Origin of the sequence: Streptomyces sp. NBC_00239 (genome assembly GCF_036194065.1) — a bacterium.
Classification (GTDB): domain Bacteria; phylum Actinomycetota; class Actinomycetes; order Streptomycetales; family Streptomycetaceae; genus Streptomyces.
This window is the reverse complement of the sequence record NZ_CP108095.1, coordinates 980,774-1,006,056: the sequence shown is the minus strand read 5'-3', so window position 1 is coordinate 1,006,056 and position 25,283 is coordinate 980,774. Positions and strand designations below refer to the sequence as shown.

17 protein-coding genes and 2 pseudogenes are annotated in these 25,283 nt (G+C 71.9%); 13 read left to right on the top strand and 6 right to left on the bottom strand.

Annotated features, from left to right (window positions below; translation table 11 throughout):
* Window position 1: 1 nt before the first annotated feature.
* Window positions 2-1,744: a glycosyltransferase family 2 protein gene (locus tag OG764_RS04505; RefSeq protein ID WP_328967065.1), complete on the bottom strand. Its 1,743-nt coding sequence runs from the start codon at window positions 1,742-1,744 to the stop codon at window positions 2-4.
* Between the two features lie 250 nt (window positions 1,745-1,994).
* Entirely contained in the window at window positions 1,995-3,308 is a 1,314-nt protein-coding gene (locus OG764_RS04500) for a cytochrome P450 (protein ID WP_328967064.1), read from the bottom strand.
* Window positions 3,309-3,560: 252 nt separating this feature from the next.
* Between OG764_RS04500 and OG764_RS04495 the strand changes: the two genes are divergently transcribed.
* The gene (locus OG764_RS04495; RefSeq protein WP_328967063.1) at window positions 3,561-5,198 is read left to right on the top strand and encodes a LuxR C-terminal-related transcriptional regulator; all 1,638 of its coding nucleotides are present in this window, start codon (window positions 3,561-3,563) and stop codon (window positions 5,196-5,198) included.
* Window positions 5,199-5,415: 217 nt separating this feature from the next.
* The gene (locus OG764_RS04490) at window positions 5,416-6,615 is read left to right on the top strand and encodes an NAD(P)/FAD-dependent oxidoreductase (protein ID WP_328967062.1); all 1,200 of its coding nucleotides are present in this window, start codon (window positions 5,416-5,418) and stop codon (window positions 6,613-6,615) included.
* A gap of 37 nt (window positions 6,616-6,652) precedes the next feature.
* On the opposite strand, the gene OG764_RS04485 is transcribed toward OG764_RS04490, so the two are convergent.
* Both OG764_RS04485 and OG764_RS04480 read right to left on the bottom strand, forming a co-directional pair.
* On the bottom strand, window positions 6,653-7,474 hold the full coding sequence (locus OG764_RS04485) for an inositol monophosphatase family protein (RefSeq protein ID WP_328967061.1): 822 nt from the start codon (window positions 7,472-7,474) through the stop codon (window positions 6,653-6,655).
* Window positions 7,475-7,506: 32 nt separating this feature from the next.
* Window positions 7,507-8,277 carry a DUF2306 domain-containing protein gene (locus OG764_RS04480; protein ID WP_328967060.1) on the bottom strand — a complete coding sequence of 257 codons (771 nt, stop codon included), beginning with the start codon at window positions 8,275-8,277 and terminating at the stop codon, window positions 7,507-7,509.
* A 206-nt stretch (window positions 8,278-8,483) separates the two neighbouring features.
* Between OG764_RS04480 and OG764_RS04475 the strand changes: the two genes are divergently transcribed.
* Together OG764_RS04475 and OG764_RS04470 are read left to right on the top strand one after the other, a co-directional pair.
* On the top strand, window positions 8,484-9,287 hold the full coding sequence (locus tag OG764_RS04475) for a TetR/AcrR family transcriptional regulator (RefSeq protein WP_328967059.1): 804 nt from the start codon (window positions 8,484-8,486) through the stop codon (window positions 9,285-9,287).
* Between the two features lie 457 nt (window positions 9,288-9,744).
* Complete coding sequence (locus OG764_RS04470) at window positions 9,745-12,576, top strand: collagenase (protein ID WP_328972876.1); 2,832 nt, start codon at window positions 9,745-9,747, stop codon at window positions 12,574-12,576.
* Window positions 12,577-12,704: 128 nt separating this feature from the next.
* Here OG764_RS04470 and OG764_RS04465 read toward each other — a convergent pair.
* A pseudogene (locus OG764_RS04465) lies at window positions 12,705-12,854 on the bottom strand (IS701 family transposase); the annotation flags it as partial.
* Window positions 12,855-13,003: 149 nt separating this feature from the next.
* Here OG764_RS04465 and OG764_RS04460 point away from each other — a divergent pair.
* Both OG764_RS04460 and OG764_RS04455 read left to right on the top strand, forming a co-directional pair.
* Window positions 13,004-13,792 (top strand): class I SAM-dependent methyltransferase, encoded by a 789-nt coding sequence (locus OG764_RS04460; RefSeq protein WP_328967058.1) that lies wholly within the window; start codon window positions 13,004-13,006, stop codon window positions 13,790-13,792.
* 145 nt (window positions 13,793-13,937) lie between these two features.
* Window positions 13,938-15,193: pseudogene (locus tag OG764_RS04455) on the top strand (IS701 family transposase).
* 24 nt (window positions 15,194-15,217) lie between these two features.
* Here OG764_RS04455 and OG764_RS04450 read toward each other — a convergent pair.
* Entirely contained in the window at window positions 15,218-15,862 is a 645-nt protein-coding gene (locus OG764_RS04450) for a GntR family transcriptional regulator (protein WP_328967057.1), read from the bottom strand.
* A gap of 109 nt (window positions 15,863-15,971) precedes the next feature.
* On the opposite strand from OG764_RS04450, the gene OG764_RS04445 reads away from it, so the two are divergent.
* The 7 genes from OG764_RS04445 to OG764_RS04415 all read left to right on the top strand — a co-directional run bounded on the left by OG764_RS04445 (window position 15,972) and on the right by OG764_RS04415 (window position 25,278).
* On the top strand, window positions 15,972-17,936 hold the full coding sequence (locus tag OG764_RS04445) for a beta-galactosidase (protein WP_328967056.1): 1,965 nt from the start codon (window positions 15,972-15,974) through the stop codon (window positions 17,934-17,936).
* A gap of 137 nt (window positions 17,937-18,073) precedes the next feature.
* Window positions 18,074-19,423, top strand: a complete 1,350-nt coding sequence (gene gcvPA, locus OG764_RS04440; protein WP_328967055.1) for an aminomethyl-transferring glycine dehydrogenase subunit GcvPA — start codon at window positions 18,074-18,076, stop codon at window positions 19,421-19,423.
* On the top strand, window positions 19,420-20,976 hold the full coding sequence (gcvPB, locus tag OG764_RS04435; RefSeq protein WP_328967054.1) for an aminomethyl-transferring glycine dehydrogenase subunit GcvPB: 1,557 nt from the start codon (window positions 19,420-19,422) through the stop codon (window positions 20,974-20,976). The genes gcvPA and gcvPB overlap by 4 nt, the downstream gene beginning before the upstream one ends.
* Window positions 20,973-22,079: an ATP-NAD kinase family protein gene (locus OG764_RS04430; protein ID WP_328967053.1), complete on the top strand. Its 1,107-nt coding sequence runs from the start codon at window positions 20,973-20,975 to the stop codon at window positions 22,077-22,079. The genes gcvPB and OG764_RS04430 overlap by 4 nt, the downstream gene beginning before the upstream one ends.
* Window positions 22,076-22,825 (top strand): SDR family NAD(P)-dependent oxidoreductase, encoded by a 750-nt coding sequence (locus tag OG764_RS04425; RefSeq protein ID WP_328967052.1) that lies wholly within the window; start codon window positions 22,076-22,078, stop codon window positions 22,823-22,825. The genes OG764_RS04430 and OG764_RS04425 overlap by 4 nt, the downstream gene beginning before the upstream one ends.
* Window positions 22,826-23,011: 186 nt before the next feature.
* Entirely contained in the window at window positions 23,012-24,322 is a 1,311-nt protein-coding gene (locus OG764_RS04420; protein WP_328967051.1) for an ABC transporter substrate-binding protein, read from the top strand.
* Complete coding sequence (locus OG764_RS04415) at window positions 24,319-25,278, top strand: carbohydrate ABC transporter permease (RefSeq protein WP_328967050.1); 960 nt, start codon at window positions 24,319-24,321, stop codon at window positions 25,276-25,278. The genes OG764_RS04420 and OG764_RS04415 overlap by 4 nt, the downstream gene beginning before the upstream one ends.
* The last annotated feature ends 5 nt before the right edge of the window (window positions 25,279-25,283 follow it).

Genomic DNA, 25,283 nt, shown 5'->3' with positions numbered 1-25,283 from the left:
TTCAACTCAGCCAGGGGAGCATCGGGTTGACCCACCCGGATGCCACCAGGCCGGTGAGCAGGAGGACCGCGGAGGCGGCGAGGGTCTCGGGCCAGCGGCGGGGCCGCATGCCGGTACGGGGGAGCAGGGCGAGTCGTACCCGGGTGCTCGTGCGGGCGGCGGCCGGTCGCAGGCCCCGGTCCGGGGCGGGCGCGCGCTCCGCGACCGGGGTCCGTGTCCGGTGCGGGCGGAGTTCGGCCGCGAGGTCCCGGATCAGGGGGACGTTGATCTGGCACTGCACGAGGAGGTAGAGGAGCAGCCCCCAATTGGGCTCCCAGCCGTTGCGGGCCACGGCGAGCGCGAGGCCGGCGGCGGCCGCGCCGTTGGAGAGGAGCAGCCAGACCAGGGACACCGCCACCACCCGGCGGGCCATCCCGCCGCGGGCGGCCTGCTGCCGGGCGCCGGTGGGCACCCAGGCGGCGCTGCGGCCGCGCAGGGTGTGCAGGAACGCCGTCGCGGCGGCCACGCTGGTCAGGACGTTCGCGCGGATCACCTCGATCCGCCAGCGGGTCCGGCTGATCCGTGGCAGCAGGACGTGCCAGAGCCACAGCGGGGCGAGCAGCGGGAGCACGTGCCAGGGCCTGATGTGGTCCGGGTACCAGAACATCATCACCAGCGGGGGCAGGGGCGCCGCGAAGGTGTTCACCGCCGTGGTGAGGTAGCCGACGACGCCTTCGTAGAAGCACAGCCGCATCCGCCAGGGCGCCTTCATGCGCTGGAGCACGGGGGTGCCGAGGAGGTGCAGGTTGCCCATCGCCCACCGGTACTGCTGGTTGACGAAGGAGGTGACCTCGTCGGGCGAGGTGCCCTTGGCGACCAGGACCGGCAGGTAGAGGGTGTGGAACCCCTCGGCGTGGAGGGCCAGTCCGGTGTACAGGTCCTCGCTGTGGTCGAGCCGGGCGAAGCCGCCGGCGAGGTCGATGGCGCTGCGCCGGTACACGGCGTTGCTGCCGCAGCAGATGGCGGCGTTGCTGGCGTCCCGGGAGGGCTGGATCCAGCGGAAGAACCACTCCTGGGCCGAGCCGGCGGCGCGCTGGATCCACGCCATGCCCTCGTCGGTGTCGAAGCACTGCGGGCTCTGCACGATGCCGACGGCGGGGTCGGCGAGGTACGGGACGAGATGGCGCAGGAAGTCGGGGCGGGGCGCGAAGTCCGCGTCCAGGATGGCGATGTACTCGGCGCTGCTGAGGGTGAGCGCGTGGTTGAGGTTGCCGGCCTTCTTGAGGTGGCCGGGGTCGGGGCGCACGACGTACGTGTAGCCGTACGCGGCGGCCAGCGCGGCGACTTCGGGCCGGTCGGCGTCGTCGAGGACCCAGACGGTCAGCGCGTCGGGCCAGTCGACGGCCGCGACCGCGCGGTAGGCGTTGTCCAGGACGGGAAGCGGTTCGCCGCAGGTCGGCAGGTACAGGTCGACCGTGGGCAGTTCGGCGGGCCGCCAGGCGTGGAAGAGCACCTCGTGCGACTGCCGGGTCAGCCGGCGCTGGCGCAGGCTGTTGACGGAGGAGAGGGCCAGCGCCACGACGTTGATGGCGAGGACGGCGAGGAAGGCCCACAGGGCCGGGGTCCGCAGCGCGAAGGTGAACATGGTCGCCGCCGTGAACACGAAGGCGAGCGAGCTGCTGATGAGGACCCAGCGGCGCTGCGGGCCGAAGTACCAGTAGAGCTCTTCGTCGGAAGGAGGTTGCGGAAGATGATGAAAGGTCATAAAGCCCCCCACGGCTGTGCATCTGCCCTTTTCAGGTGGCCCACTGTAGCGGCACAGGTATAGACCATTTAGCCAAGTGGGGCCCAACGTCCCGATTGAGACACGGGATTGGCGTGACCTAATTGGTCCAGACCTCTATGTGTACAGCATGCGGGTGGCGCACCCGGCCCGTTTGTGAACCCGCAGGTCACAGGAGTATGAACAGTCCTTTAAGGCTGCACGGCGAGGTGTGCTTCCGGCGCGCGACCCGTCAGCGCGCGGGGGTGAGCGTGACGGGCGTGGGGCCGTCGGGCCGGATCGTGATGCTGTACGCGACCTTCGCGGGCCGGGAGCGGAACGCCACCGTGTGGGCCGGCAGCAGGTGTTCCAGGAGGACGGCCGACTCGCGCAGCGCGAACCGCAGGCCCAGGCAGGCGCGCGGCCCGATGCCGAAGGGCAGGAACCCGCCGGGGTGGGAGGGGCGGCCGCCCGGGGTGGTGAACCGCGCCGGGTCGAAACGCTCGGGATCCGGCCACAGCGCCGGGTCGCGGTGCACCAGGTACGGCGAGACGACGATGTCCGTGCCGGCGTCGACGGCGAAGCCGCCCAGGGTGTCGTCCTCGACGGCGTGCCGCGGCAGGATCCACGCGGACGGGTAGAGCCGCAGGGTCTCGTGGACCAGGGCCTGCACGGCCTCGGTGCGCCGCGCGGAGCCCTCGGGCCCGGCGGCCAGCGCCTGTTCGCGGGCCGCGGGCGCATGGTCGAGCAATAGGTAGAGCCAGGTCAGGGTGGTGGCGGTGGTCTCGTGGCCGGCCACCAGCAGCGTGACCAGCTCGTCGCGGATCAGCCGGTCGGTGTACTCGGCGCGTTCCGCGGAGGCGCCGATCAGGACGTGCAGCAGGCCCGGTCCGGCCGGGCCGGCGCCGCCGGTGCGGACCGCCTCGACGGCGTGCCGGGCGACCGCGTCGATCCGGGCGAGGTCGGCCGCGACGGCCGCCTGCGCGTCGACGGCGTCGGCGGGCAGCGTCGGCAGCGCGGCCACCACCCGTTCCACGGCCGTCAGTTCGCGTTCGGTGGCGTCGTCGAGGGCGTGTCCGGTGAGGGAGCGCCAGATGGTGTCGAGGGCGAAGCGCCGCATCTCCCGGCCGAGGTCGAAGACCTCTCCGGTACGGGCGTACGCGGCCCAGCGCGCGGCGGTGGTGCGGGCGGCCGCCGCGATGCGCTGCTCGTAGCGCCGCATCCCGACCCCGGTGAACTGGGACTGCAGCAGCCGCCGTTGCCGCTTCCACTCCTCCCCGGTCGCGGCGAGGACCCCGTCGCCGATCAGCAGCCGGGCGCGGTGCGAGCGCTTGACGTACCGGTCGGGGTGCAGGGCCAGCACGTGCTGGACGGCATGCGGGTCGGTGACCAGGACCGTGGGCCGCGGCCCGAGACGGAACGCGGCGATCCCGCCGAGCCGTTCGCGCGCCACGGCCATCAGCGCGGCCGGCTCCCCGTCCTCGGCCCGCCACCGCTCCACGACGGCGGGCTCCAGCTCGGGAACAGGCCGCCGGCCGCCGGTTCCGGGGGCGGCTTCGGTTGCCACGGTCTTCTCCTGGCTGTCATGTACGGACGGTGGGCGGGCGGGCCGGCCGGGCCGGTGGGCGCGGTGGCCGCAGCCGCGGTCCTCCGCCTTGCGATGCACCGCACCGGACGCCGCGACCCGGCAAACCTCCCCGGCCACCACACTAGGCAGCGCCCACCGGCGCCCCAAGGGCGCACACCGGCACACCCGGGCGCATCCGGCGCGCACCCCGGCGCGACGTGCGGCCGGCGGGCGGGCTGGGAGACTCGGTGTATGGAGCCAGCCACAGAGCCGCAGTCCGCCGGCGAGGCGTGGTCGCGGCACGCCTGGGGCGAGGTGTTCGCGATCCTGTCGGAGGCCGACCGGCAGCGGCCCCTCGACGCCGACGACCTGGAACGGCTCGCGCTCGCCGCACACCTGACCGGGAGGGGCCCCGAGAGCGAGGACCTGTGGACCCGCGCCCACCACGCGTGGCTGACCCGGGGCGAGGTGCCCCGGGCCGTCCGCTGCGCGTTCTGGCTGGGACTGGACCTGCTGCTGCGCGGCGAGCGGTCCCGCAGCGCCGGCTGGACGGCCCGGGCGCGGCGGCTGCTCGGCACCGGGCCGCCCGACTGCGTCGAAGAGGGGTACCTCCTCGCGCTGGGCGGGCTCCAGAGCTACCTGGTGGGGGACATGGCGGGCGCCGAGGCCGTGTCCGAGGAGGCGCTGGCCTGCGCGACCCGGTTCGGGGATCCGGACCTCATGAACTTCTCCCTGGTGTCCATCGGCGAGAGCCTGATCCGGCTCGGCCGGACGGCGGACGGCATCCGGCTCCTCGACGAGGCCATGGTCGCGGTCACGGCCGGCGAGGTGTCGCCCATCGTGTCCGGGCTGGCCTACTGCGCCGTGATCGCGGCCTGCCACGAGGCCTTCGACCTGCGGCGGGCCCGGGAGTGGACGGCCGAGCTGTCCCGCTGGTGCGCGGCGCAGCAGGAACTGGTCCCGTACCGGGGCGTCTGCCTCGCCCACCGCGTCGAGATCATGCGCCTGCACGGGGACTGGACGGACGCCCTCGAGGAGGCGGACCGGGCCTGCCGGTGGATGGCGGCGACACCGGCCGCGCAGTCCGCCGACGCCGTCCATTACCAGCGCGGCGAGCTGCACCGGATGCGCGGGGAGTACGAGGAGGCCGAGCGCGCCTACCGCGAGGCCAGCAGGCTCGGCCACCCCGCACAGCCCGGGGTCGCGCTGAAGCTGCTCGCGACCGGGGACGCGCCGGCCGCCGAACGCGCGATCCGCACCGCGCTCGACGCGGCCGGCGACCGCACTCTGCGCTGCCGGATCCTGCCGGCGTACGTGGAGATCATGCTGGCCGCGGACCGGCCCGAGGACGCCCGCACGGCCGCGGAGGAACTGGCGGCGGCCGCCGAGGCCCTGGACTCGGCCCTGCTGAACGCGCTGAGCGGACGGGCCATGGGCGCGGTCCTGCTGGCGACCGGTGACGCGCGCGGAGCCCAGGCGCTGCTCGGCCCCGCGGTGGCGGCCTTCCGGGACCTCGACGCGCCGTACGAAGCGGCCCGGACCCGCCTGCTCGTCGGCCTGGCGTGCCGGGAGACCGGCGACGAGGTCACCGCGCGGCTGGAGACCGAGGCCGCCGAGGCGACCTTCCGCGAGCTGGGCGCGGGCCCGGACCTGACGCGCGCCGAGGAACTCGTCCACACGGCCACGGCCCGGGCGGCGGGGCTGCTCACTCCCCGCGAGCTGGAGGTGCTGCGCCACGTGGCGGTGGGCAAGTCGAACCGGGACGTGGCGGACGCCCTCTTCCTCAGCGAGAAGACGGTCGCCCGTCACCTCGGCAACATCTTCACCAAACTCGGCGTCCCGTCGCGTACGGCGGCCACGGCGTACGCCCACCGGCACGGCCTCGTCTGACACCCGGGCGTGCCGCGGGCCCGCCGCGCCCCGGACCGCGCCGGCCCCGCGGACCACCCGCGCCCCGCCCCCGGACCCCCCGGGAAGAATGACCCATGCCCGGGAGTGGACGTTCTGCGGACGCGGTGCGCGGGGCCCGCCGCCTACCGTTTTCACCGTACGGACCCATTGGCGGGCCCGACCGCCGGGCCCGTCGGACGGAGAGGCAGGCGGCGTCATGACGAACCACACCTACGACGCCCTCGTGATCGGGGCGCGGTGCGCGGGCGCGCCGACCGCGATGCTCCTGGCCCGGCGCGGCTACCGGGTGCTCGCGGTCGACCGGGCGGAATTCCCCAGCGACACGGTCTCCACCCATCTGGTCCACCCGCCCGGCCTGGCGGCCCTGGACCGCTGGGGGCTCCTGGACCGGGTGGTGGCGAGCGGCTGCCCGCCCATCGACACGTACGCCTTCGACTTCGGGCCGTTCACCATCGAGGGATCGCCGGCCGGCGACGGGTTCCGGGCCGCGTACGCCCCGCGGCGTACGGTCCTGGACGCGATCCTCGTGGACGCGGCCCGGGAGGCCGGAGCGGAGGTCCGCGAGGGCTTCACCGTCGAGGAGCTGGTGATCGAGGGCGACAGCGTGACGGGCATCAGGGGCCACGGCCCCGGCGGCGACAGCGTGACGGAGTACGCCCGGGTCGTCGTCGGCGCCGACGGGATCCACTCCCTCGTCGCCCGGACCGCCGGCGCGCCCGAGTACGCGACGAAGCCCAAGCTCCAGTGCAGCTACTACGCCTACTGGACGGGGCTGCCCATGCACGGCCGCTTCGAGACGTACGTACGGCCCGACCGCGCGTTCGCCGCGTGGCCCACCAACGACGACCGGACGGTGGTCATCTGCGGCCTGCCGATGCGCGACTTCAAGGCCAACCGGGCCGACGTGGAAGGCGGTTACCTCGCCACCCTGGCCCTGGTGCCGGCGTTCGCCGAACGGATCGCCTCGGCCACGCGCGGGGAACGCCTCGTGGGCATGGCGGTCCCGGGCCACCTCCGCAGACCGTACGGGCCCGGCTGGGCCCTGGTCGGCGACGCCGGCTACCTGAAGGACTTCATCACCGCCCAGGGCATCCAGGACGCCTTCCGCGACGCGGAACTGTGCGCCCGGGCGCTCGACGAGACCTTCACCGGCCGGCGCACCTTCGACACGGCCATGAAGGAGTACCAGGAGACACGGGACGCGCAGGTCCTGCCGATGTACGAATTCACCGCCCAGCTCGCCGCGTTGGACCCGCCGCCACCGGAACTGGCCCGGCTGCTCGCCGCCGTCTCGCACAGCCGCCCGGCCATGGACGGCTTCGCCAGGATGACGGCGGGCGTCACGTCCCCGGCGGAGTTCTTCTCGGACGCGTATCTCGAACGCGTGCTGGTGTGACGGCACTTCGGCCACCGCGCGGCACCGGTCCACGGTGTCACACGGTGGTCGCCGGGGTCCGGGTCCGGTTGCCGATCAGCGACATCAGCCGTGCGTGCGAGTCGGCGTCGGCGGCGGCGACGAGGCCGCGGCCGGCGTCCCCGAGGGGCGCGCCGTCGATTCCGGTGACCACGCAGCCCGCCGCCCGGCACAGGGCTATGCCGGCGGCGAAGTGCACGCTGCCGGACAGGTCGCCGCCGTCGGTGACGTACGCGGCGCGCTTGCCGGCGGCCACCCACGCCAGGGCGAGGGTCGTGGACACGACGCGCGGCCGGAACCCTTCGGCGAAACCGGGGTGGGCCAGCAGTTCCACCGCGCGGAAGCCGGGGGCGCTGGGGAACGGCGGGTCGAGGTTGACGTCGACCAGCCGGGTGGCTGAGGTGGGCGCGAGGGGCTCGTCCGACCCGTCGTACCGCACCCGTGCGGTCGTGCCGTCGGTGAAGAAGACCTCGCCGCTGAACGGGTCGGCGACGGCCGCCGCGCCGCCCGGGATCGCCACGTTGACGGCCACCAGCATGTTGCCGACGCCGTAGTTGAGGGTGCCGCACAGCGGGTCGACCAGCCACTGGCGCACGGCGCCGGCGCGGCCCTGGTGCCCGCCTTCCTCGCCGAGCACCGCGTCGCCGGGCCGGGCGGTGCGGATGACGTCCAGGATCGCCCGCTCGGCCGCGAGGTCGGCCTCGGTGGCGAAGTCCCCGGCGCCCTTGTCGATGCGGGCGAGCCGCCGCCCGTACAGGGCGCGCACCACGTCCGCTCCGGCCTGCGCCGCGGCGATCGCCACCCCGGTGTCGTCCGGATCCCGGTCCTTTGAAGTGATCATGACGGACAGGGTAGCCGCGCCCCGGGCGGGGATCAGGTGGTGGTCCGGTGGGGGTCCGGGGTGGGGTCCGTGGCGGGTGCGGGACAGAGCCGGTACGAGGGCAGGCCGCGGCGGCGGACGAGGAACTCCGCCACGACGATGTTGGGCAGCCAGCACAGGAAGGGCAGGACGCCGTAGGCGGTGTCGTAGGCCTGTTCGCCGTCGAGGTCCCCGCCGGAGGCGAGGAGTTGGAGGGCGATGAGGACGCCGAGCCAGGTGCGGAGCGTGACCGCGGCGTAGGTGAGGGCGAAGCTGCGGATCATCCACGCGCGGTGGCTGTCGAGGTCGCCTTCGCGGACGGCGCGGTATCCCCGCCACGTGGTCCACGCCCACAGCAGGGCGAGGCTTCCGAAGCCGAAGAAGCCGTTGAAGGCGATGGAGCTGAAGAACGCCATGACGAAGGCGGCCGTGGACGCGACGGCGATGGCGGTGACGTACAGGCGTCCGACCCACCGGTGGGTGGCGAGGGACCTGCGGCGCAGCGCCGTGGAGAACTGGAACGGCCCCAGCAGCAGGGCCAGCGAGCCCGTCACGACGTGGACGTAGAAGACGATCTGGACGGCCAGGGGGCGGTCGGCGTACGTGGAGGACAGCCCGCCTCCCGAGCTGTCGATGGGCAGACGGCCCTGCGCGTAGGTGGCGAGGGTGACTCCGACGATCGCGAGCGACGACAGGAGGACGACGGTCCAGCTGACCCGGCCTCCGGCGGCCGGTTTCGGTGTGGTGCGGGGTGCGGGCGGGCGGACGAGTGTCTTGCTGCGCATGGGAGATCCCGACCTGTCGAGGAAGGCGGGCGTCGTCGTGGGAGCCGCGGCCCGCGATGTGGACGCTGTGAACTTATGACCGCGTGTGGACAGCGTCAACACCCCTGTGGGGTAAGGGAATCCGTCCCGGACGTACCCCGTGGGAGGGAGTTCCAGCCGCCGACTGCGGCTTGTGAGCGGCGTGTTCACGCCGTATACACGAGGGCATGACTCCAGAGACCACTGCCGACCGGGAGACCTACCACCACGGAAACCTCCGGGCGGCCCTGGTGGAGGCCGGAGTCGAACTGGCCCGTGAAGGCGGCCCGTCGGCCATCGTCCTGCGCGAGGCGGCCCGCCGGGTCGGCGTCTCGCCGAACGCCGCCTACCGCCACTTCGCCTCGCTCCCCGACCTGGTGGGGGAGGTGGCGCGGCAGGCCCGGGGCGTCCTCGCCGATGCCATGGACGCCGAATCGGGCCGGTGCGGGGCCACCGGGGCCGGCGGCGCCGATGCCGTGAACCGGCTGCACGCCGTGGGGGAGGCGTACATCCGCTACGCGCTGGCCAATCCGGGGTTGTTCGCGACGTCGTTCCCGGCCGGACAGAGCGGTGCGGGGGCCGGCGCGTCGGGTGCCGGTACGCCGACCGCCGCTGCTTCGGGTGCCGGCGGCCACGAAGCGGCCGGGGTGTCCGGCGCGCCCGGTTCGTCCCGTGCGGCCGCTTCGGCCGGGACCGGCGCCGCCGCGGCCCCCCGGCGGGGTCCGTTCCGGATCCTGGAGGAATCGCTCGCCGCGGTCGCCGCCGCCGGGTACCTCGCCGAGCCCGTCGAATCGGCGGCCCTCAACGCCTGGGCCGGCGTGCACGGCCTGTCCCTCCTCCTGCTCGGGCCGCGCGCCGATCTTTCCGAGGAGGAGCGAGAAGCGGCCATCGAGGACGGCGTCACGTTCGTCATCCGCGGCCTCACGAGCCCCGGGGCTCCCGGGAGTTCCGCCTCGCCGCGCGGCCGCGTGTGCTCGGGCGCGCGTTCCTGAGACCGTTCCCGGCCCGACTGTGCGGCGCTGACCAGGGATTTCGCGCGCCGCGCAGGTAAGCAGACCGCCCCGCCCCGCTCCGGAGGCGGGGCTTCCGTATGCCCTTCGGCCCGGATCGCGCCGGCCGGAACGGCGTGGTCCGTTAACGCGCCACGACCGGGCGGTGAACGGCGCCGGGCCCCGGTCCGCCGTCGCGGTATCGAAAAGAGCCAACCCAGACCCTTTTCAGCACCATGTGATGTGTGCCATGTTACATCGCACACTGATTGCCGTGCTCACGACAGCGCCGGGTTTGCGCCAATTCCCGTCGCCGTCGCGTGCCGTTACCCCACACCCGCCGTGTTCCCAACACGGCCCGCAGGCCGCTCGGAGGCCCATCCCCATGCGTAGTTCCCCCACGACCAAGGGCCGCGTCCGGCCCCTCATAGCAGCCCTGGCCTGTTGTCTGGGCGTGACGATGCTCGCCCCCGCCGGGCAGGCCTTCGCGCGCGAGGCGACGGCCCCCGCCCCCGCCCCGGCCCCGTTCCGGAACTCCGGCCTCGCTCCGCAGCCCTCGGCGGAGATGGCCGCCGCCGACGCCCTGAAGGCCGAGCACGCCGCCCGGCCGGACGCGGACCTTTCGCAGCGCGCCCCCCTCCGGTCCGCCGCCAAGGACGCGGCGCGCACCGAACACCGCAAGGACGCCAAGGGATCGTGGGCCGGCGCGTCCTTCGACGCGGCCGCCTGCAACGTCGCGGACTTCACCTCGAAGACCGGCAGCGCGCTCGTCCAGCAGATCAAGGCGTCCGAGATCGGCTGCATCAACTCGCTGTTCCTGCTGAAGGGCGCCGACGCGAAGGCCGCCTTCCGCGAGGCGCAGATGGTGTCGGTCGCCGACGCGATGCGCGCCAACTCCCTCAGCTACCCCGGTGACAACAGCACCTCGACCGGCCAGCTGGTGCTGTTCCTGCGCGCCGGCTACTTCGTCCAGTGGTACAACAAGCCCACCGTCGGTGAGTACGGCCCGGCGCTGAAGAGCTCGATCCGCGGCGCCCTGGACGCCTTCCACTCCGCGCCGCGCTCCCGCGACGTCACCGAGGCCAACGGTGCGACCCTGGCCGAGGCGGTCATCCTGGTCGACAGCGCGCAGGAGAACGCCCGCTACCTCGACGTCGTCAAGCGGCTGCTGACCGGCTACAACTCGTCCTACGACGCCTCGTGGTCGATGGTCGCCGCCGTCAACAACAGCTACACCATCCTGTTCCGCGGCCACCAGACCCCGGAGTTCCTCCCGGCCGTGCAGGCCGACCCGAGCCTCTTCACCGTGCTGCGCGACTTCGCCGTCGCCCACAAGGACCTGCTCGGCACCTCGAAGTCCTACCTCGCCGCCAACGCCGGCCGCGAGCTCGGCCGCTTCCTCCAGCACGCGGCGGTCAAGCCCACCGTCCGCCCGCTGGTCAAGCAGCTCCTCGACGGCGGCTCGATCACCGGCGCCAGCGGTCAGCTCTGGGTCCCGCTGGCCGAGATGACCACCGAGTACGACGCGGACAACTGCGCCTACTACAACACCTGCAACCTGCCGCAGCGGGTGAAGGACGCGGTGCTGACGGTCAAGCACACGTGCAGCCCCTCGCTGCGGATCGTCGCCCAGCAGATCGCGGCCGCCGACCTGACCGCCACGTGCACCAGCGTCGCCAACCAGGACGCCTTCTTCCACAACGTGATGAAGGACAGCGGCCCGGTCGCCAATGACAACAACACCACCCTCGAAATGGTGGTGTTCGACTCCAGCGCCGACTACAAGACGTACGCCGGCATCATCTTCGACATGAGCACCGACAACGGTGGCATGTACCTGGAGGGCAACCCGGCCGCGGCCGGGAACCTGCCGCGCTTCATCGCGTACGAGGCGGAGTGGGTCCGGCCGACGTTCCAGATCTGGAACCTCAACCACGAGTACACCCACTACCTCGACGGCCGCTACAACATGCTCGGCGACTTCAACGAGGGCATGAAGACCCCGACCGTGATGTGGGTCGAGGGCTCCGCCGAGTACGTCTCGTACCACTACCTCAACGTCGTCAACGACCGCGCCATCGCCGAGGCGGCCAAGAACACGTACAAGCTCAGCACGCTGTTCGACACCACCTACGACAACTCCGACGCCGACCGGGTCTACCGGTGGGGCTACCTCGCCGTGCGCTACATGATCCAGTCGCACCCGCAGGACGTCACCACCCTGCTCGGCCACTACCGCACGGGCAACTGGGCCGCCGCCCGCACCCTGCTCACCTCCACCATCGGCACCCGCTACGACGCCGACTTCGCCGCCTGGCTCGCCAAGTGCGCCGCCGGCGACTGCGGTGGCGGCACCAACCCGCCGACCAACAAGCCCCCGGTGGCCGGCTTCAACGCCGCGGTGAACGGCCTGACCGTCAACCTCACCGACACCTCCACCGACGCGGACGGCACCATCGCCTCCCGCGCCTGGGACTTCGGCGACGGCAGCACCTCGACCGCCGCCAACCCGTCCAAGACCTACAAGGCTGCCGGCACCTACACCGTCCGCCTGACCGTCACGGACAACAAGGGCGCCACCGCGACCGCCGGCAAGTCGGTCACCGTCGCCGCCACCGGCCCGGCCACCGAGTGCACCCACCCGGACGTCCGCGTCCTCGGTGACAACTGCTACCGCTCCAACGTCGCCGCCACCACCGGGAACTACGGCTACTTCTACCTGGACGTCCCGGCCGGCACCCCCGCCCTGAAGATCACCGTCGCGGGCGGCACCGGCAACGCCGACCTCTACTTCAACCCCACCACCTGGGCCACCACCAGCGCCTACACGCAGCGCTCGGTGAAGAGCGGCAACACCGAGTCCCTGACCGTCAAGAACCCGTCGGGCCGCGTCTTCATCAGCCTGCACGCGGTGGAGGGCTTCGCCAACGTCAAGATCACGACCAAGTTCGGCGTGCTGCTGGCGAAGTGCACGGACCCGAACCCCCAGGTCATGGGTGCGAACTGCTACCGCAGCAGCATCAAGGCCCCCACCGGGGACCACCGTTACTTCTACCTGAAGGTCCCGGCCGGCACCTCCGCCCTGAAGATCACCGTCTCGGGCGGCACCGGCAACGCGGACCTCTACTACAACCCGACCACGTGGGCGTCCAAGAGCGCGTACACGAAGCGCTCGGTCAAGAGCGGCAACGCCGAGACCCTCACCGTCAAGAACCCCAAGCCCGGCTACGTCTACCTCAGCCTGTACGCGAAGAAGGGCTTCGCCAAGGTCAAGGTCACGACCGAGTTCTGACCCCGCAGCAGCAGTCGGCCCGCCCTCTCGCAAGGGCGGGCCGACACCGCGTGCCCGGCCGGCGGCCGTCGCCGTACCGAGCCGTCTCGTCTCTTCCGGCCTAGCACTCCAGCCGTAGATCGTGATCTTCATGGTTGGGCGGTTGCTTGCCGTCGGTAGTGGCAGTCGCGGGCGCGGGCCTGGTGTCGGCGTCGCCAGTGTGACCAGCGGAGTCGGTGCGCGAGGTCGTGGGCCCGGCTGGTCAGGGTGGTGAACAGGCGTTGGATCTCGGTGCAGGTCGGTATGGACCGAGGCCGGCCTGTGGCGTCGGCTGCACCGGGCGGTGCTGGACGAACTCGGGAACGAACGGCTCGTTGGATCTCGAAGGATGTGAGGGCCGTCGGGAGCGGCCCGGAACTGAACTGGTGCAGCACACGTCTCCCGCACCATGATCTCAAGTGAGCGCCAAGAGCACGCGATCTCCACCAAGCTGGTCTCGCCGTCCGCAGTGAGTGCGGAACCGTCGAAGACCAACGACTACAACAGCTTCGCCGAGGCGTACGCGGCCGCAAACGAAACCAACCTGGTCAATGCCTACTACGAGCGGCCCGCGATGCTGGCCCTCGCTGGAGACGTGGCCGGCCGACGGATTCTCGACGCCGGCTGCGGCTCGGGGGCCCTGTTTGCCGCGCTGCGCGACCGTGGCGCCGTTGTGAGTGGCTTCGACACGAGTGCCGGGATGCTGGAGCTGGCTCGGCGGCGGCTCGGCGACGGTGCGGACCTGCAGGTGGCGGACCTGGGCAGCCCGCTTCCTTACGCTGATGACACATTCGACGATGTAACGGCGTCCCTGGTGCTGCACTATCTGGAGGACTGGGGGCCGGCGCTGGCCGAGCTGCGACGCGTACTCAGGCCCGGCGGTCGGCTGATCGCATCTGTCGACCATCCCTTTGCCATCAACCTCATACACCGCGAGGCCGGTCGCGAGGCCGAGCACAACTACTTCGACACCGCCAAATGGACCGTGGAGTGGACCATTGGCGGCCATACCGCCCTGGTGAGCAGGTGGAACAGGCCGCTGCACGCGATGATCGAGGCTTTCATCGGGGCCGGTTTCCGGATTACGGTCATCAGCGAGCCGGAGCCTGATCCCGCCGCCCGCGAGATGTTCCCCGAGGCCATCGCGGCCAAGCCGCGCTTCCTGTGCTTCCTGTTCTTCGTCCTGCAGGCCGACTAGTACTCCAGCCATAGGTCGTGATCTTGCTGGTCGGGGCCGGTGCGGAGACGGCTGCGGCCACCGTTGATCATCGTGAGTTGTGTCGACCAACGAAGATCAGGCGGTGGCCGCAGGTCACAGCGTAGTGCCTGCCCGGTGGCGGTCGATGTTCGACCAGCTGACGGGCCGTATCGCGGGCCGGTTCGCGCGGGTCGAACCACGCCGCCACGCAACGGCGTTGGTGGTGGGCCTGCTGGCGGACCTGCCAAGGAAGAACTGCTGGACGCTGGCCGAGCACGCGGGCGACTCCACCCCGGACGGCATGCAGCACCTGCTGCACCGCGCGAAGTGGGACGCCGACGCGGTCCGCGACGACGTACGCGCCTACGTGGTCGAGCACCTGGCCGATGACGAAGCCGTGCTGGTGGTCGACGAGACCGGCGACCTGAAGAAGGGCACCGCCACGGTCGGCGTCCAGCGCCAGTACACCGGCACGGCGGGCCGGATCGAGAACTCCCAGGTCGCCGTCTACCTCGTCTACTCCGCCGCCTGCGGGCATGCCGCGATCGACCGGGCCCTGTACATCCCGCGCTCGTGGACCGACGACCTCGACCGTTGCCGGACCGCCGGCATCCCCGAAGACCTCACCTTCACGACCAAGCCGGTACTGGCGGCTCGGATGATCACCCGGGCCCTGGATGCGGGAACGCCCGCCTGCTGGGTCGCCGGCGACGAGGTCTACGGCGACAACCCGCACCTGCGGGCCGCGCTGGAAGACCGCCGGACCGGCTACGTCCTGGCAGTCTCCAGCACCCACCAAGTCACCACGGTGGCAGGGAAGTTCCCGGCCAAGGCCATCGTGGCGAAGATCCCGAAACGGGCCTGGCAGCGGCGCTCGGCCGGAGCGGGCGCCAAGGGCGAGCGGTACTACGACTGGGCCCAGGCCGACATCCACGGCCCCGCCGACCGGCCGGGCACTGGTGGCTGCTGGTCCGCCGCAACCGGAGAAGCGGCGAACTCGCCTTCGCCCGCTGCTTCTCACCCCACTCCGTCCCGCTGTCCGACCTGGTGCGGGTGGCCGGACGGCGCTGGACGGTGGAGGAGACCTTCCAGGCCGGCAAGGGCCTGGCGGGGCTGGACGAGCACCAGGTCCGCCGCTGGACCTCCTGGCACCGCTGGGTCACCCTCGCGATGCTCGCCCACGCCTTCCTCGCCGTCACCGCAGCCGCCGAACGCCGCGACCACCCCGCCCCCGACGACCTGATCCCCTTGACCTGCAACGAGATCCAACGCCTGTTCACCACCCTGACCAGCCGGGCCCACGACCTCGCGCACCGACTCCGCGGGTCACACTGGCGACGCCGACACCAGGCCCGCGCCCGCGACTGCCACTACCGACGGCAAGCAGCCGCCCAGCCATGAAGATCACGATCTACGGCTGGAGTACTAGTCCGCCGGGATGTGGGCCAGCATGCGCTCCATGCCGCCCACCCAGTTCGCCCTGAGCGCCTCGATGGCGCCGGCCAGGTCCTCGTCCAGGAGCCTGCGGGCGATCTCGCAGTGCTCCTCGGACTCGCGGGCCACCGGCTGGTCCTCGGCTACCACCAGGTTCTCGTAGCGCCGCATCCCGGCCTTCACGCCGGTGAGCAGGTCCAGCAGGCGCTCGTTCGGGCAGCCGCTGAGCAGCAGGCCGTGCCATTCGTCGTCGCGCCGGTCGACCACCGCGTGCTCGGCCACCGCGTCGGGGAAGCCCTGGGCCATCGCCAGCAGCTGCGGGGCGATCGTGCGCAGGTGCGCGGGGTCGGACGACTCCAGCGCCAGCGCCTCCAAGGCCGCGACGATGGCGACCAGTTCGCGGAACTCCTTGCGGCTGACCGGTGCGAAGCGGAAGCCGCGGCCCTGACTGCTCTCCAGCACGCCCTCACCCGCCAGCGTGATCAGCGCCTCGCGCAGCGGCGTCCGGCTGACGCCCAACTCGGCTGCCAGGACAGCCTCGTTGACATCGCTGCCCGCGGGGAACTCGCCACGGGTGAGCCGTTCCATCAGCTCGTCGCGAATCTCCTCGCGCAGTGGACGGCGCTTGATGGCCATCGGGACCCCCTGATCTCTCGAACTCTCAGCATAGCCCTTGACCGTATGCAAAGTACTGCACTATGAATTCTGAATACAAAATGCGCTCGACCGGCAGGGGGAGCAGAGCATGGGCCTGACCAGGGTCCCCGGGCTGTTGTTCGGGGGCGACTACAACCCCGAGCAGTGGCCCGAGACGGTGTGGGACGAGGACGTCCGGCTGATGGCCGAGGCGGGCGTGAACATCGTGACCGTCGCCGTCTTCTCCTGGTCCCGCCTCGAACCCGCCCCGGGCGTCCACGACTTCGGCTGGCTCGACCGGATCCTCGACCTCCTGCACGCCCACGGGATCGCCGCCGACCTCGCGACGGCGACCGCGACACCGCCGCCCTGGCTCGTCCGCGCGCACCCCGACGTGCAGCCGGTCGACGCCGCCGGCACGCGCCTGGAGTTCGGGTCCCGCCAGGGCTACTGCCCCTCGTCCCCGGTCTTCCGGGACGGCTCCGTCCGGCTCGCCCGCGCCATGGCCGAGCGCTACCGCAACCACCCCGCGCTGGCCATGTGGCACATCGGCAACGAGTACGGCGACCACACCGTCGAATGCTTCTGCGAGGAGTCCGCACGGCACTTCCGCCGCTGGCTGGAAGACCGCTACGGCACCCTGGACGGTCTCAACTCCGCCTGGGGCACGTCCTGCTGGGGCCAGCACTACACCGCCTGGACGCAGATCAGCCCGCCCCGCAAGGCCCCAGGCCCGGTCAACCCCGCACAGGTCCTGGACTGGCGCCGCTTCTCCAGCGACGCGCTGCTCGCCTGCTTCGAGGCCGAGCGCGCGGTCCTCAAGGACGTCACCCCGGACGTCCCGGTCACCACCAACTTCATGAGCCTCCTGCACCACCTCGACTACTGGAAGTGGGCGGACGCCGAGGACTTCGTCAGCGACGACGCCTACCCCGACCCCGCCGACCCGGCCGCTCACGTGAAGGCCGCGCTCAGCTACGACCTGATGCGCTCCCTCAAACGGCAGCCGTGGCTCCTCCTGGAATCGGCGCCGGGCGCCGTCAGCTGGCGCGAGGTCAACGTCCCCAAGGAGCAGGGCGTCATGCGCCTGCACAGCCTGCAGGCCCTCGCCCACGGCTCCGACGGCGTCATGTTCTTCCAGTGGCGCCAGGCCAGGTACGGCCCGGAGAAGTTCCACTCGGCGATGCTCCCGCACGGCGGCACCGACACCCGCCAGTGGCGCGAGACGCTCGCCCTGGGCGCCGACGTGCGGCGGCTGGCCGAGGTCGCCGGGACCACCACGCGGGCGGAGGTGGCCCTCGTCATGGACTGGGACAGCTGGTGGGGGCTCGAAGCCCCCGAATCGCTGCCGTCCAACCGGCTCCGGCTGCACGCGCTCCTGATGTCCTGGTACGCCCCGCTGCACGCCCGCGGCATCGACGTCGACCTGGCACCTCCCGGCCGCGACCTGTCCTCGTACAAGGTCGTCATCGTCCCCAACCTCTACCTGTGCACGGCCGAACAGGCCGCCAACCTCGCCTCGTTCACCGGCCGGCTCGTCGTCGGCCCCTTCAGCGGGGTCGTGGACGCCGCCGACCAGGTCCACGACGGCGGTGCGCCCGGGCCGCTGCGCCCGCTGCTCGGCGTGCGCAGTGAGGAGCCCTGGCCGATCCCCGACGGCCGCACCCAGGAGCTCGTGGCGCACGACGGCACCCGGCTGGTCGCCCGCACCTGGAGCGAGTGGCTGGAGGTCGACGACGCGCAGGTGCTGGCGCGCTACCGCGGCGGCCCGCTGGACGGCCGCCCGGCCGTCACCCGGCGCGGTGCCGCGACCTATCTGAGCTGCGTCCCCGACGACCTGACGCCGGTCCTGGACGAGGTGCTCGGCGACGCCGGCATCACCGCACCGGTCCTGCCGGAAGGCGTCGAGGCCTGCCGCCGCGGCGACTTCCTGTTCCTGCTCAACCACGGGGCCGCCGAGGCCACCGTCCCCCTCCCCGCCGCGGGGACCGACCTGCTGACCGGTCGCCGCCTGCACGGCTCCGTGGCCCTTGCGCCGCGCGACGCCGTGGTCCTGAAGTACCGAGTGTCCTGAAGTACCGAGTGTCCTGAAGTACCGAGTGTCCTGAAGTACCGAGTGTCCTAAGTACCGAGTGTCCTGAAGCACCGAGTGGTCCTGAAGTACCGAGTCGTTCTGACGCAGCGCGTGGTTCTCAAGCACTGAGGAGTGCCGTGACCCATCCGTACATACCCAACGCGGGCCCCGAGGTCCGGGCCGCGATGCTCGCCGAGATCGGCGTACCGAGCGTCGCCGAGTTCTACGGCGACATCCCCGCCGACCTCCGGCTCGACCGCCCCCTCGACCTGCCCGCCCCCTTCGCCGACGAACAGGGCCTGGTCCGGCACCTGCGCGGCCTGCTCGCCCGGAACACCGACACCACCGAGGCGCTGAGCTTCCTCGGCCACGGCTGCTACCCGCACCACGTCCCGGCGGTGTGCGACGAGGTCAACGGGCGCGGCGAGTTCCTGACCGCCTACGCGGGCGAGCCGTACGAGGACCACGGCCGTTTCCAGGCGCTCTTCGAGTACGTCTCGATGATGGGCGAACTCCTGGAGATGGACGTCGTCAACGTGCCCACGTACGACGGCTTCCAGGCGGCCGGGACGGCGCTGAGGATGGCCGCGCGCTACACGGGCCGCGGCCGGGTGCTCGTCGGCGCCGCGATCGCCCCCGACAAACTCGACAAGATCCGCGACTACCTCGCACCCGACATCGAGGTGGTGACCGCGCCCGTGGCCGCCACGGGGGAGACGGGCGAGGTCCGCCTCGACGACACCTTCGCCGGACTGTACGTGGAGACGCCCAACGTCTACGGGGTCATCGAGACGCGGGGACGCGAACTGGCCGGACTGGCACACCGCGCCGGGGCCCTGTTCGTCGTGGGGACGGACCCGATCTCGCTCGGCGTGCTCGCACCGCCCGCCTCGTACGGGGTCGACCTCGTGTGCGGGGACATCCAGTCGCTCGGCATGCACCAGCAGTACGGCGGCGGCCAGGCCGGATTCATCGCGAGCCGCGACGAGGAACGGCTGGTCGCGGAGTTCCCGTCCCGCCTGTTCGGCATCGCCCCGACCGCCGTCGCGGGGGAGTACGGCTTCGGCGACGTCTTCTACGACCGGACCTCCTTCGCGCTGCGCGAGGAGGGCAAGGAATGGGTCGGGACGGCGGCCGCGCTGTGGGGCATCACCGCAGGGGTGTACCTCGCGCTGATGGGACCGCAGGGCATGCGGGAGATCGGCGAGACGATCCTCGCCCGGACCGCGTACGCGATGCGGGCCGTCGCGGCGGCCGGCGCCCGGGTCCGCCACCAGGAGTCCTTCCACTTCCGGGAGTTCGCCGTCGAGGTGCCGGACGCCGACGGGCTGCTCGCGGCCCTGCGGGAGCGGAACATCTACGGCGGCGTGCGGCTCGGGCGCCGGGAGGTCCTGATCTGCGTCACCGAACGGCACTCGATCGCCGACATCGACACCCTCGCGGCGGCCGTCAAGGACGCCCTCTCGGCCTCCGGAGGCGCCCGGTGAGCTCGCACGGAGAACCGTTCGCGGACCTGCCGGTCGCGCCCAAGCCCGCCCTGCGCCGCTTCCACCAGGCCCGCTGGGACGAGGAGATCATCTTCGAGCTGTCCCGGCCCGGCCGGCGCGGCATCGGCGTCCCCGCCCCGGACGCGCCGCCCGTCGCGCTCCCCGCCGGCATCGGCCGCGGCACCCCGCCGGCACTGCCCGAGCTGTCGCAGAACCAGGTGGTCCGGCACTACCTGCGGCTCTCGCAGGAGACCCTGGGCGCCGACCTCAACATCGACGTCGGCCAGGGCACCTGCACGATGAAGTACAGCCCCAAGGTCAACGACACCTTCGTCCGGGACCCGAAGATCGCCGAGCTGCACCCCCTACAACCCGAGGACTCCGTCCAGGGCGTACTGGAGATCTACTGGCGGCTGGAGCAGATCCTCAAGGAGATCTCCGGGATGGCCCGCGTCTCGCTCCAGCCCGGCGCGGGCTCGGCGGCGATCTACGCCAACCTCGCGATGATCCGCGCCTACCACGCCTCCCGCGGCGAAGCCGGGCAGCGCGACCAGGTCATCACCACGATGTTCTCGCACCCCTCCAACGGGGCCTGCGCGAAGGTCGCCGGGTACGAGGTCATCACCCTGATGCCGGACGCCGACGGCTGCCCCGACATCGAGGCGCTCCGCGCGGCCGTCGGCCCGCGCACCGCGGCCCTGATGATCACCAACCCCGAGGACACCGGCATCTTCAACCCGCGGATCAGGGAGTTCGTCGATCTGGTCCACGAGGCGGGCGCACTGGCCTGCTACGACCAGGCCAACGCGAACGGCATCCTCGGCATCACCCGCGCCCGCGACGCCGGTTTCGACCTGTGCCACTTCAACCTGCACAAGACCTTCTCGACCCCGCACGCGTGCGGCGGTCCGGCGGCCGGCGCGTGCGGGGTCTCCGAGGCGCTGGTCCCCTTCCTGCCCGGCCCGGTGGTCGACCGCGACGGAGAGACGTACACGCTCCGCTCCCCGGCCCGCTCGGTCGGCAAGATCCGGCCGTTCCTGGGGGTCACGCCCAACGTCGTGCGCGCCTACGCCTGGGTGATGGCGCTCGGCGCGGACGGCCTGCGCGAGGTCGCGGAGACCGCCGTCCTCAACAACAACTACCTGATGCACAAGGTGCTGCGGATCCCCGGCGCCTCCGTCCCGTGGGCGGACAAGCGGCGCGTGGAACAGGTCCGCTACTCCTGGCAGGAGCTCGCCGAGGAGACCGGGGTGCACTCGGAGGAGATCGGCGTGCGCGCCGCCGACTTCGGCGTCCACTACTGGACCAGCCACCACCCCTACGTGGTCCCCGAGCCGTTCACCCTGGAGCCGACCGAGTCCTACTCCCGCGAGGACCTCGACGAATACGCCGCGATCCTCGCCCAGGTCGCCCGGGAGGCCCGCGAGGACCCCGAGTTCGTCAGGAACGCCCCCTACCACCAGACCATCCACAGGATCGACACGACGTCCCTGGACGACCCGGACCAGTGGTCCCCCACCTGGCGCGCCTACTGCCGGAAGCACCGCCGGTGATCGTCGGCCTGATCGTGAACCCCGTCGCGGGCCTCGGCGGCGCGGTCGCGCTCAAGGGCAGCGACGGCCCGGACATCCAGGCCAGGGCCCTCGCCCTGGGCGCGGTGCCCCGGGCGGCGGCCCGCGCGGCCGGCGCCCTCAGGACGCTCCGCACCCGGCGCCCCGACGTCCGCATCCGTACGGTCGCGGGCCCCATGGGCGAGGACAGCGCCCGCGCCGCCGGGGTGCCGTACGAGATCGCGCACCGCCCGCCGGGCCGGGGGACGGGCACGACCGGCGGGGCGGACACCCGGGCCGCGGTGGCCGCGCTGCGCGGAGTGGACCTGCTGCTGTTCGCCGGCGGGGACGGCACGGCACGCGACGTGCTGGACGCAGGGCCGCGCGGGGCGGTCCTCGGGGTGCCGGCCGGGGTGAAGGTGTACTCCGGGTGCTTCGGGGTCAGCCCGTTCGCGTCGGGGACGGCGGCCGCCGCGTTCGACGGGGCGACGGTCGACGCGGAGGTGGTCGACCTGGACGAGGAGGCGTACCGGTCCGGCCGGGTCGGCGCCCGGCTGTACGGCACCCTCCGGGTACCCGCGGCCCGGGCGCGGCTCAGCGGCCGCAAGACCGGGTCGGTGGCGGCGCCCGGCTCGGCGGAGTCGATCGCGCGCGCGGTGGTGGCGTCCATGCGGCCGGGCGCCGCGTACGCGCTGGGGCCGGGCGGGACCACACTCGCCGTGGGCCGTGAACTCGGCCTGGAACTGACGCCGTTGGGGGTCGATGTCGTCCGGGACGGGGTCCTGCTCGCCTCGGACGTCACCGAGCACGACCTGCTCACCATTGCCATGTCACAGGTCACGCATGGCGTGTTGTCCGTACTCGGCGGCCAGGGCTTCCTGATCGGCCGCGGCAACCAGCAGTTCAGCCCCCGCGTCCTGGACCGGCTCGCCGGGATCGTCGTCCTCGCCACCGAGCAGAAACTCGCCGCACTCGGCGGCCGCCCCCTGCTCGTGGACAGCGGGGACCCCGCCACCGACGCCGCGTTCAGCGGACCCGCCCGGGTCGTCACCGGCCACCGCGCCTCCGTCGTCTACCGCATCCAGTCAGCGAGCGAGGACTCATGAACACCCTGCAGAACAAGGTCGCCATCGTCACCGGCGGCGCTTCCGGAATCGGCCGCGCCACCGCCCGGCTGTTCGCAGCCGAGGGCGCCGCCGTGGTCATCGCCGACCTGGCGGACGCGACCGGGACCGTGCGCGAGATCGAGGCCGACGGCGGCCGGGCCGTCGCGGTCCGGGCCGACGTGTCGTCCGAAGCGGACTGCGAGCGGATCGTGAACACCGCCGTCGAGACGTTCGGCGCCCTGCACGTCCTGTTCAACAACGCCGGGATCATCCGCCGCCAGACCGCGCTGGAGATCTCCGCCGACGACTGGGACCGGGTGATGGCCGTCAACGTCCGCTCGGTCTACCTGATGTGCCGCTTCGCGATCCCCCTGATGAAGGAGGGCGGCTCCATCATCAACACCGGCTCCGGCTGGGGCATGAAGGGCGGCGGCAACGCCCTGTCCTACTGCGCCTCCAAGGCGGCCGTCGTCAACATGACGCGCGCCCTGGCCATCGACCACGCCGCCGCCGGCATCCGCGTCAACTCGGTCAACCCCGGCGACACCATGACGCCGATGCTCCGCGACGAGGCGCGCCAGCTCCGGGAGGACTGGGCCACCTTCGAGAAGGACGCCGCGGACCGGCCGCTGGGCCGCGCGGGCGCGCCCGAGGAGATCGCCAACGCGGTGCTGTTCCTCGCCGGGGAGGCGAGCAGCTACGTCACCGGCTCCGCGCTCGTCGTCGACGGCGGCGGCCTCGCCTGAACCCGCCCGCCCCTGAGCCCGACTCCGACCCTGAGCCCGACCGCGACCGCGACCGCGACCGCGACCGCGACCGCGACCGCGACCCTGAGCCCGACCTCGACCCCGACCCCGACCCTGAGCCCGACCGACCCGTCCCCACCCCGACCTCACCCTCATCCGTCGGAAAGACATCTCCGGAGGCACCCCATGCCCGTCAAGAGAAGAACCGTCCTGGTCGCCGTCGCGGCCGCGCTGTCCCTGTCGGCGTGCAGCGGCTCGGGCGGCGCCGGACTCGCCGGCGGGGGCAACGACGGCAAGGACGGCAAGGTCGTCCTGCGCTGGTCGACCTGGGGCTCGGCCGAGGACATGGCCGTCTTCAAGGCCTTCACCGACGGGTTCGCCAAGAAGTACCCGGACATCACGCTCAAGCTCGAACCGGTCGCCTCCTACGAGGACTACCACCCCAAGCTGATCACCCAGCTCACCTCGAAGACCGCACCCGACGTCTTCTACGTCGGTGACGACCACATCGGCAAGCTCGTCGCCGACGGCGTGCTCGCGCCGCTCGACGAGCAGCTCGCCGGACCGTCGAGCAAGAGCCGGCCCGCGGACTTCTTCGAGGGCATCTACGGCGGCGCGAAGAAGGCCGGAGTCACCTACGGCGTCCCCAACGACACCAACCCCGAGGTCCTCTGGTTCGACAAGAAGGCCCTGGCCGCCGCCGGGATCACCGAGGACCCCGCCGCGCTCAACGAGTCCGGCCGCTGGACCATGGCCGCCTACCTGGAGATGAACGCCAAGCTGAAGGCCGCCGGCAGGTACGGCTCCATCTTCTGGAACTGGTACGGCGCGAACTACAGCATGGTCAACGGCTTCGGCGGCAAGGTCTGGCAGAACGGCGACTTCGTCGCGCCGTCCGACCCGAAGGCCCGCGCGGCGCTCAAGACCCTCGCCGACGGCTACCGGGACAAGACCTTCGCCTCCGCCGACCTGCTGCCCGAAGGCAACAGCGCCGCCACCCAGTTCATCAAGCACAAGGCGGGCTTCTACGCAGGCGGCCGCTGGGTCATCGAGAGCATCAAGAAGGGCGGCGACCTCGACAACTACGACATCGTGCCCTTCCCCTCGGAGTCCGGGCAGCCGATCCGGGGCGCGGTCGCCGCCTCGTACCTGACCATCAACAAGGACACCCCGCACCTGAAGGAGGCCTTCACCTTCCTGAGCGAGTTCGTCAGCAAGGAGGGCCAGCAGCTGCGGCTGAAGGGCGGCAGCGCGGTGCCGTCCATCAAGGGTGCCGAGGGCCTGGTGACCGACGGCAACTACCCGGCGCACGCCCGCACCTTCATCGACGTACGCGACAAGGGCTTCGCGAACTACCCCGACGAGGTCGCGGTCCCCGGCCTGACCAAGGCCGTCAACGACCACCTCATGAAGATCTGGGAGGGCAAGCTCGGCTTCGACGAGGGCATGACCGAGCTCCAGAGCCTGGTCGACGGGATGACGGGCCCGCGCGGGTGAGCGTCGTCACCGAGGCGCCGGACCGCCGGCGCTCCCGACCCGCCCCCGGCGCGCCCGCCCGGAGCGTTCCCGAACCGCTCTGGCGGCGGCGGGACCGCCGGTGGGCCCTGGTCTTCCTCGCCCCTCAGATGCTCGGCCTGCTGGTGTTCCTCGTCGGGCCGCTCGGCTTCGCGATCGTGCTGTCCTTCATGAAGTGGGACGGGCTCGGCGACGCGACCTGGGTGGGGCTGGACAACTTCAGGGCCCAGCTGACCGACCCGTACTTCGGGCGCGCGGTCTGGAACACCGTCAAGATCGGCCTGATCACCGTGCCGGGCGGCCTCGTCGTGGCGCTGCTGCTGGCGCTCGCCCTGCACGGCGTACGGGGCCGCACGGCCTACCGGGTGATCTACTTCCTGCCGGTCGTGACCAGCTCGGTCGCCGTGTCGGTCATCTGGCAGATGATCCTCGGCAGCGGCACCGACGGCATCCTCAACGGGACCGTCCACGACCTTTTCGGGATCACTCTCCCGAACTGGCTGGAGGATCCGACCTGGGTCGTCCCCGCCATCGCCGCCGTGACGGTGTGGTCCTCGCTCGGCCTCAACGTGGTGATCTTCCTCGCCGGGCTGGCCACCATCCCCACCAGCCTGCTGGAAGCGGCGAAGATCGACGGCGCCGGGCCGTGGCAGACCCTGCGGTCGGTCATCCTGCCGATGCTCTCGCCGACCGTCTTCTTCACCGTGGTGGTCTCGGTGATCAGCTCGTTCCAGGCGTTCGACCTGATCTACGTCCTGGTCAACCCCGACCACAACGAGGGCGCCCAGACCATCGTCTACAAGGTCTACCAACAGGGTTTCCGCGAGTTCCACTTCGGCCTGTCGAGCGCCGCCGCCCTGATCCTCCTGCTGCTGACGCTGATCGTCACGGCGGTCCAGTTCAAGGCGCAGAAACGCTTCGTCCACTACGAGTCGTGAGGCCG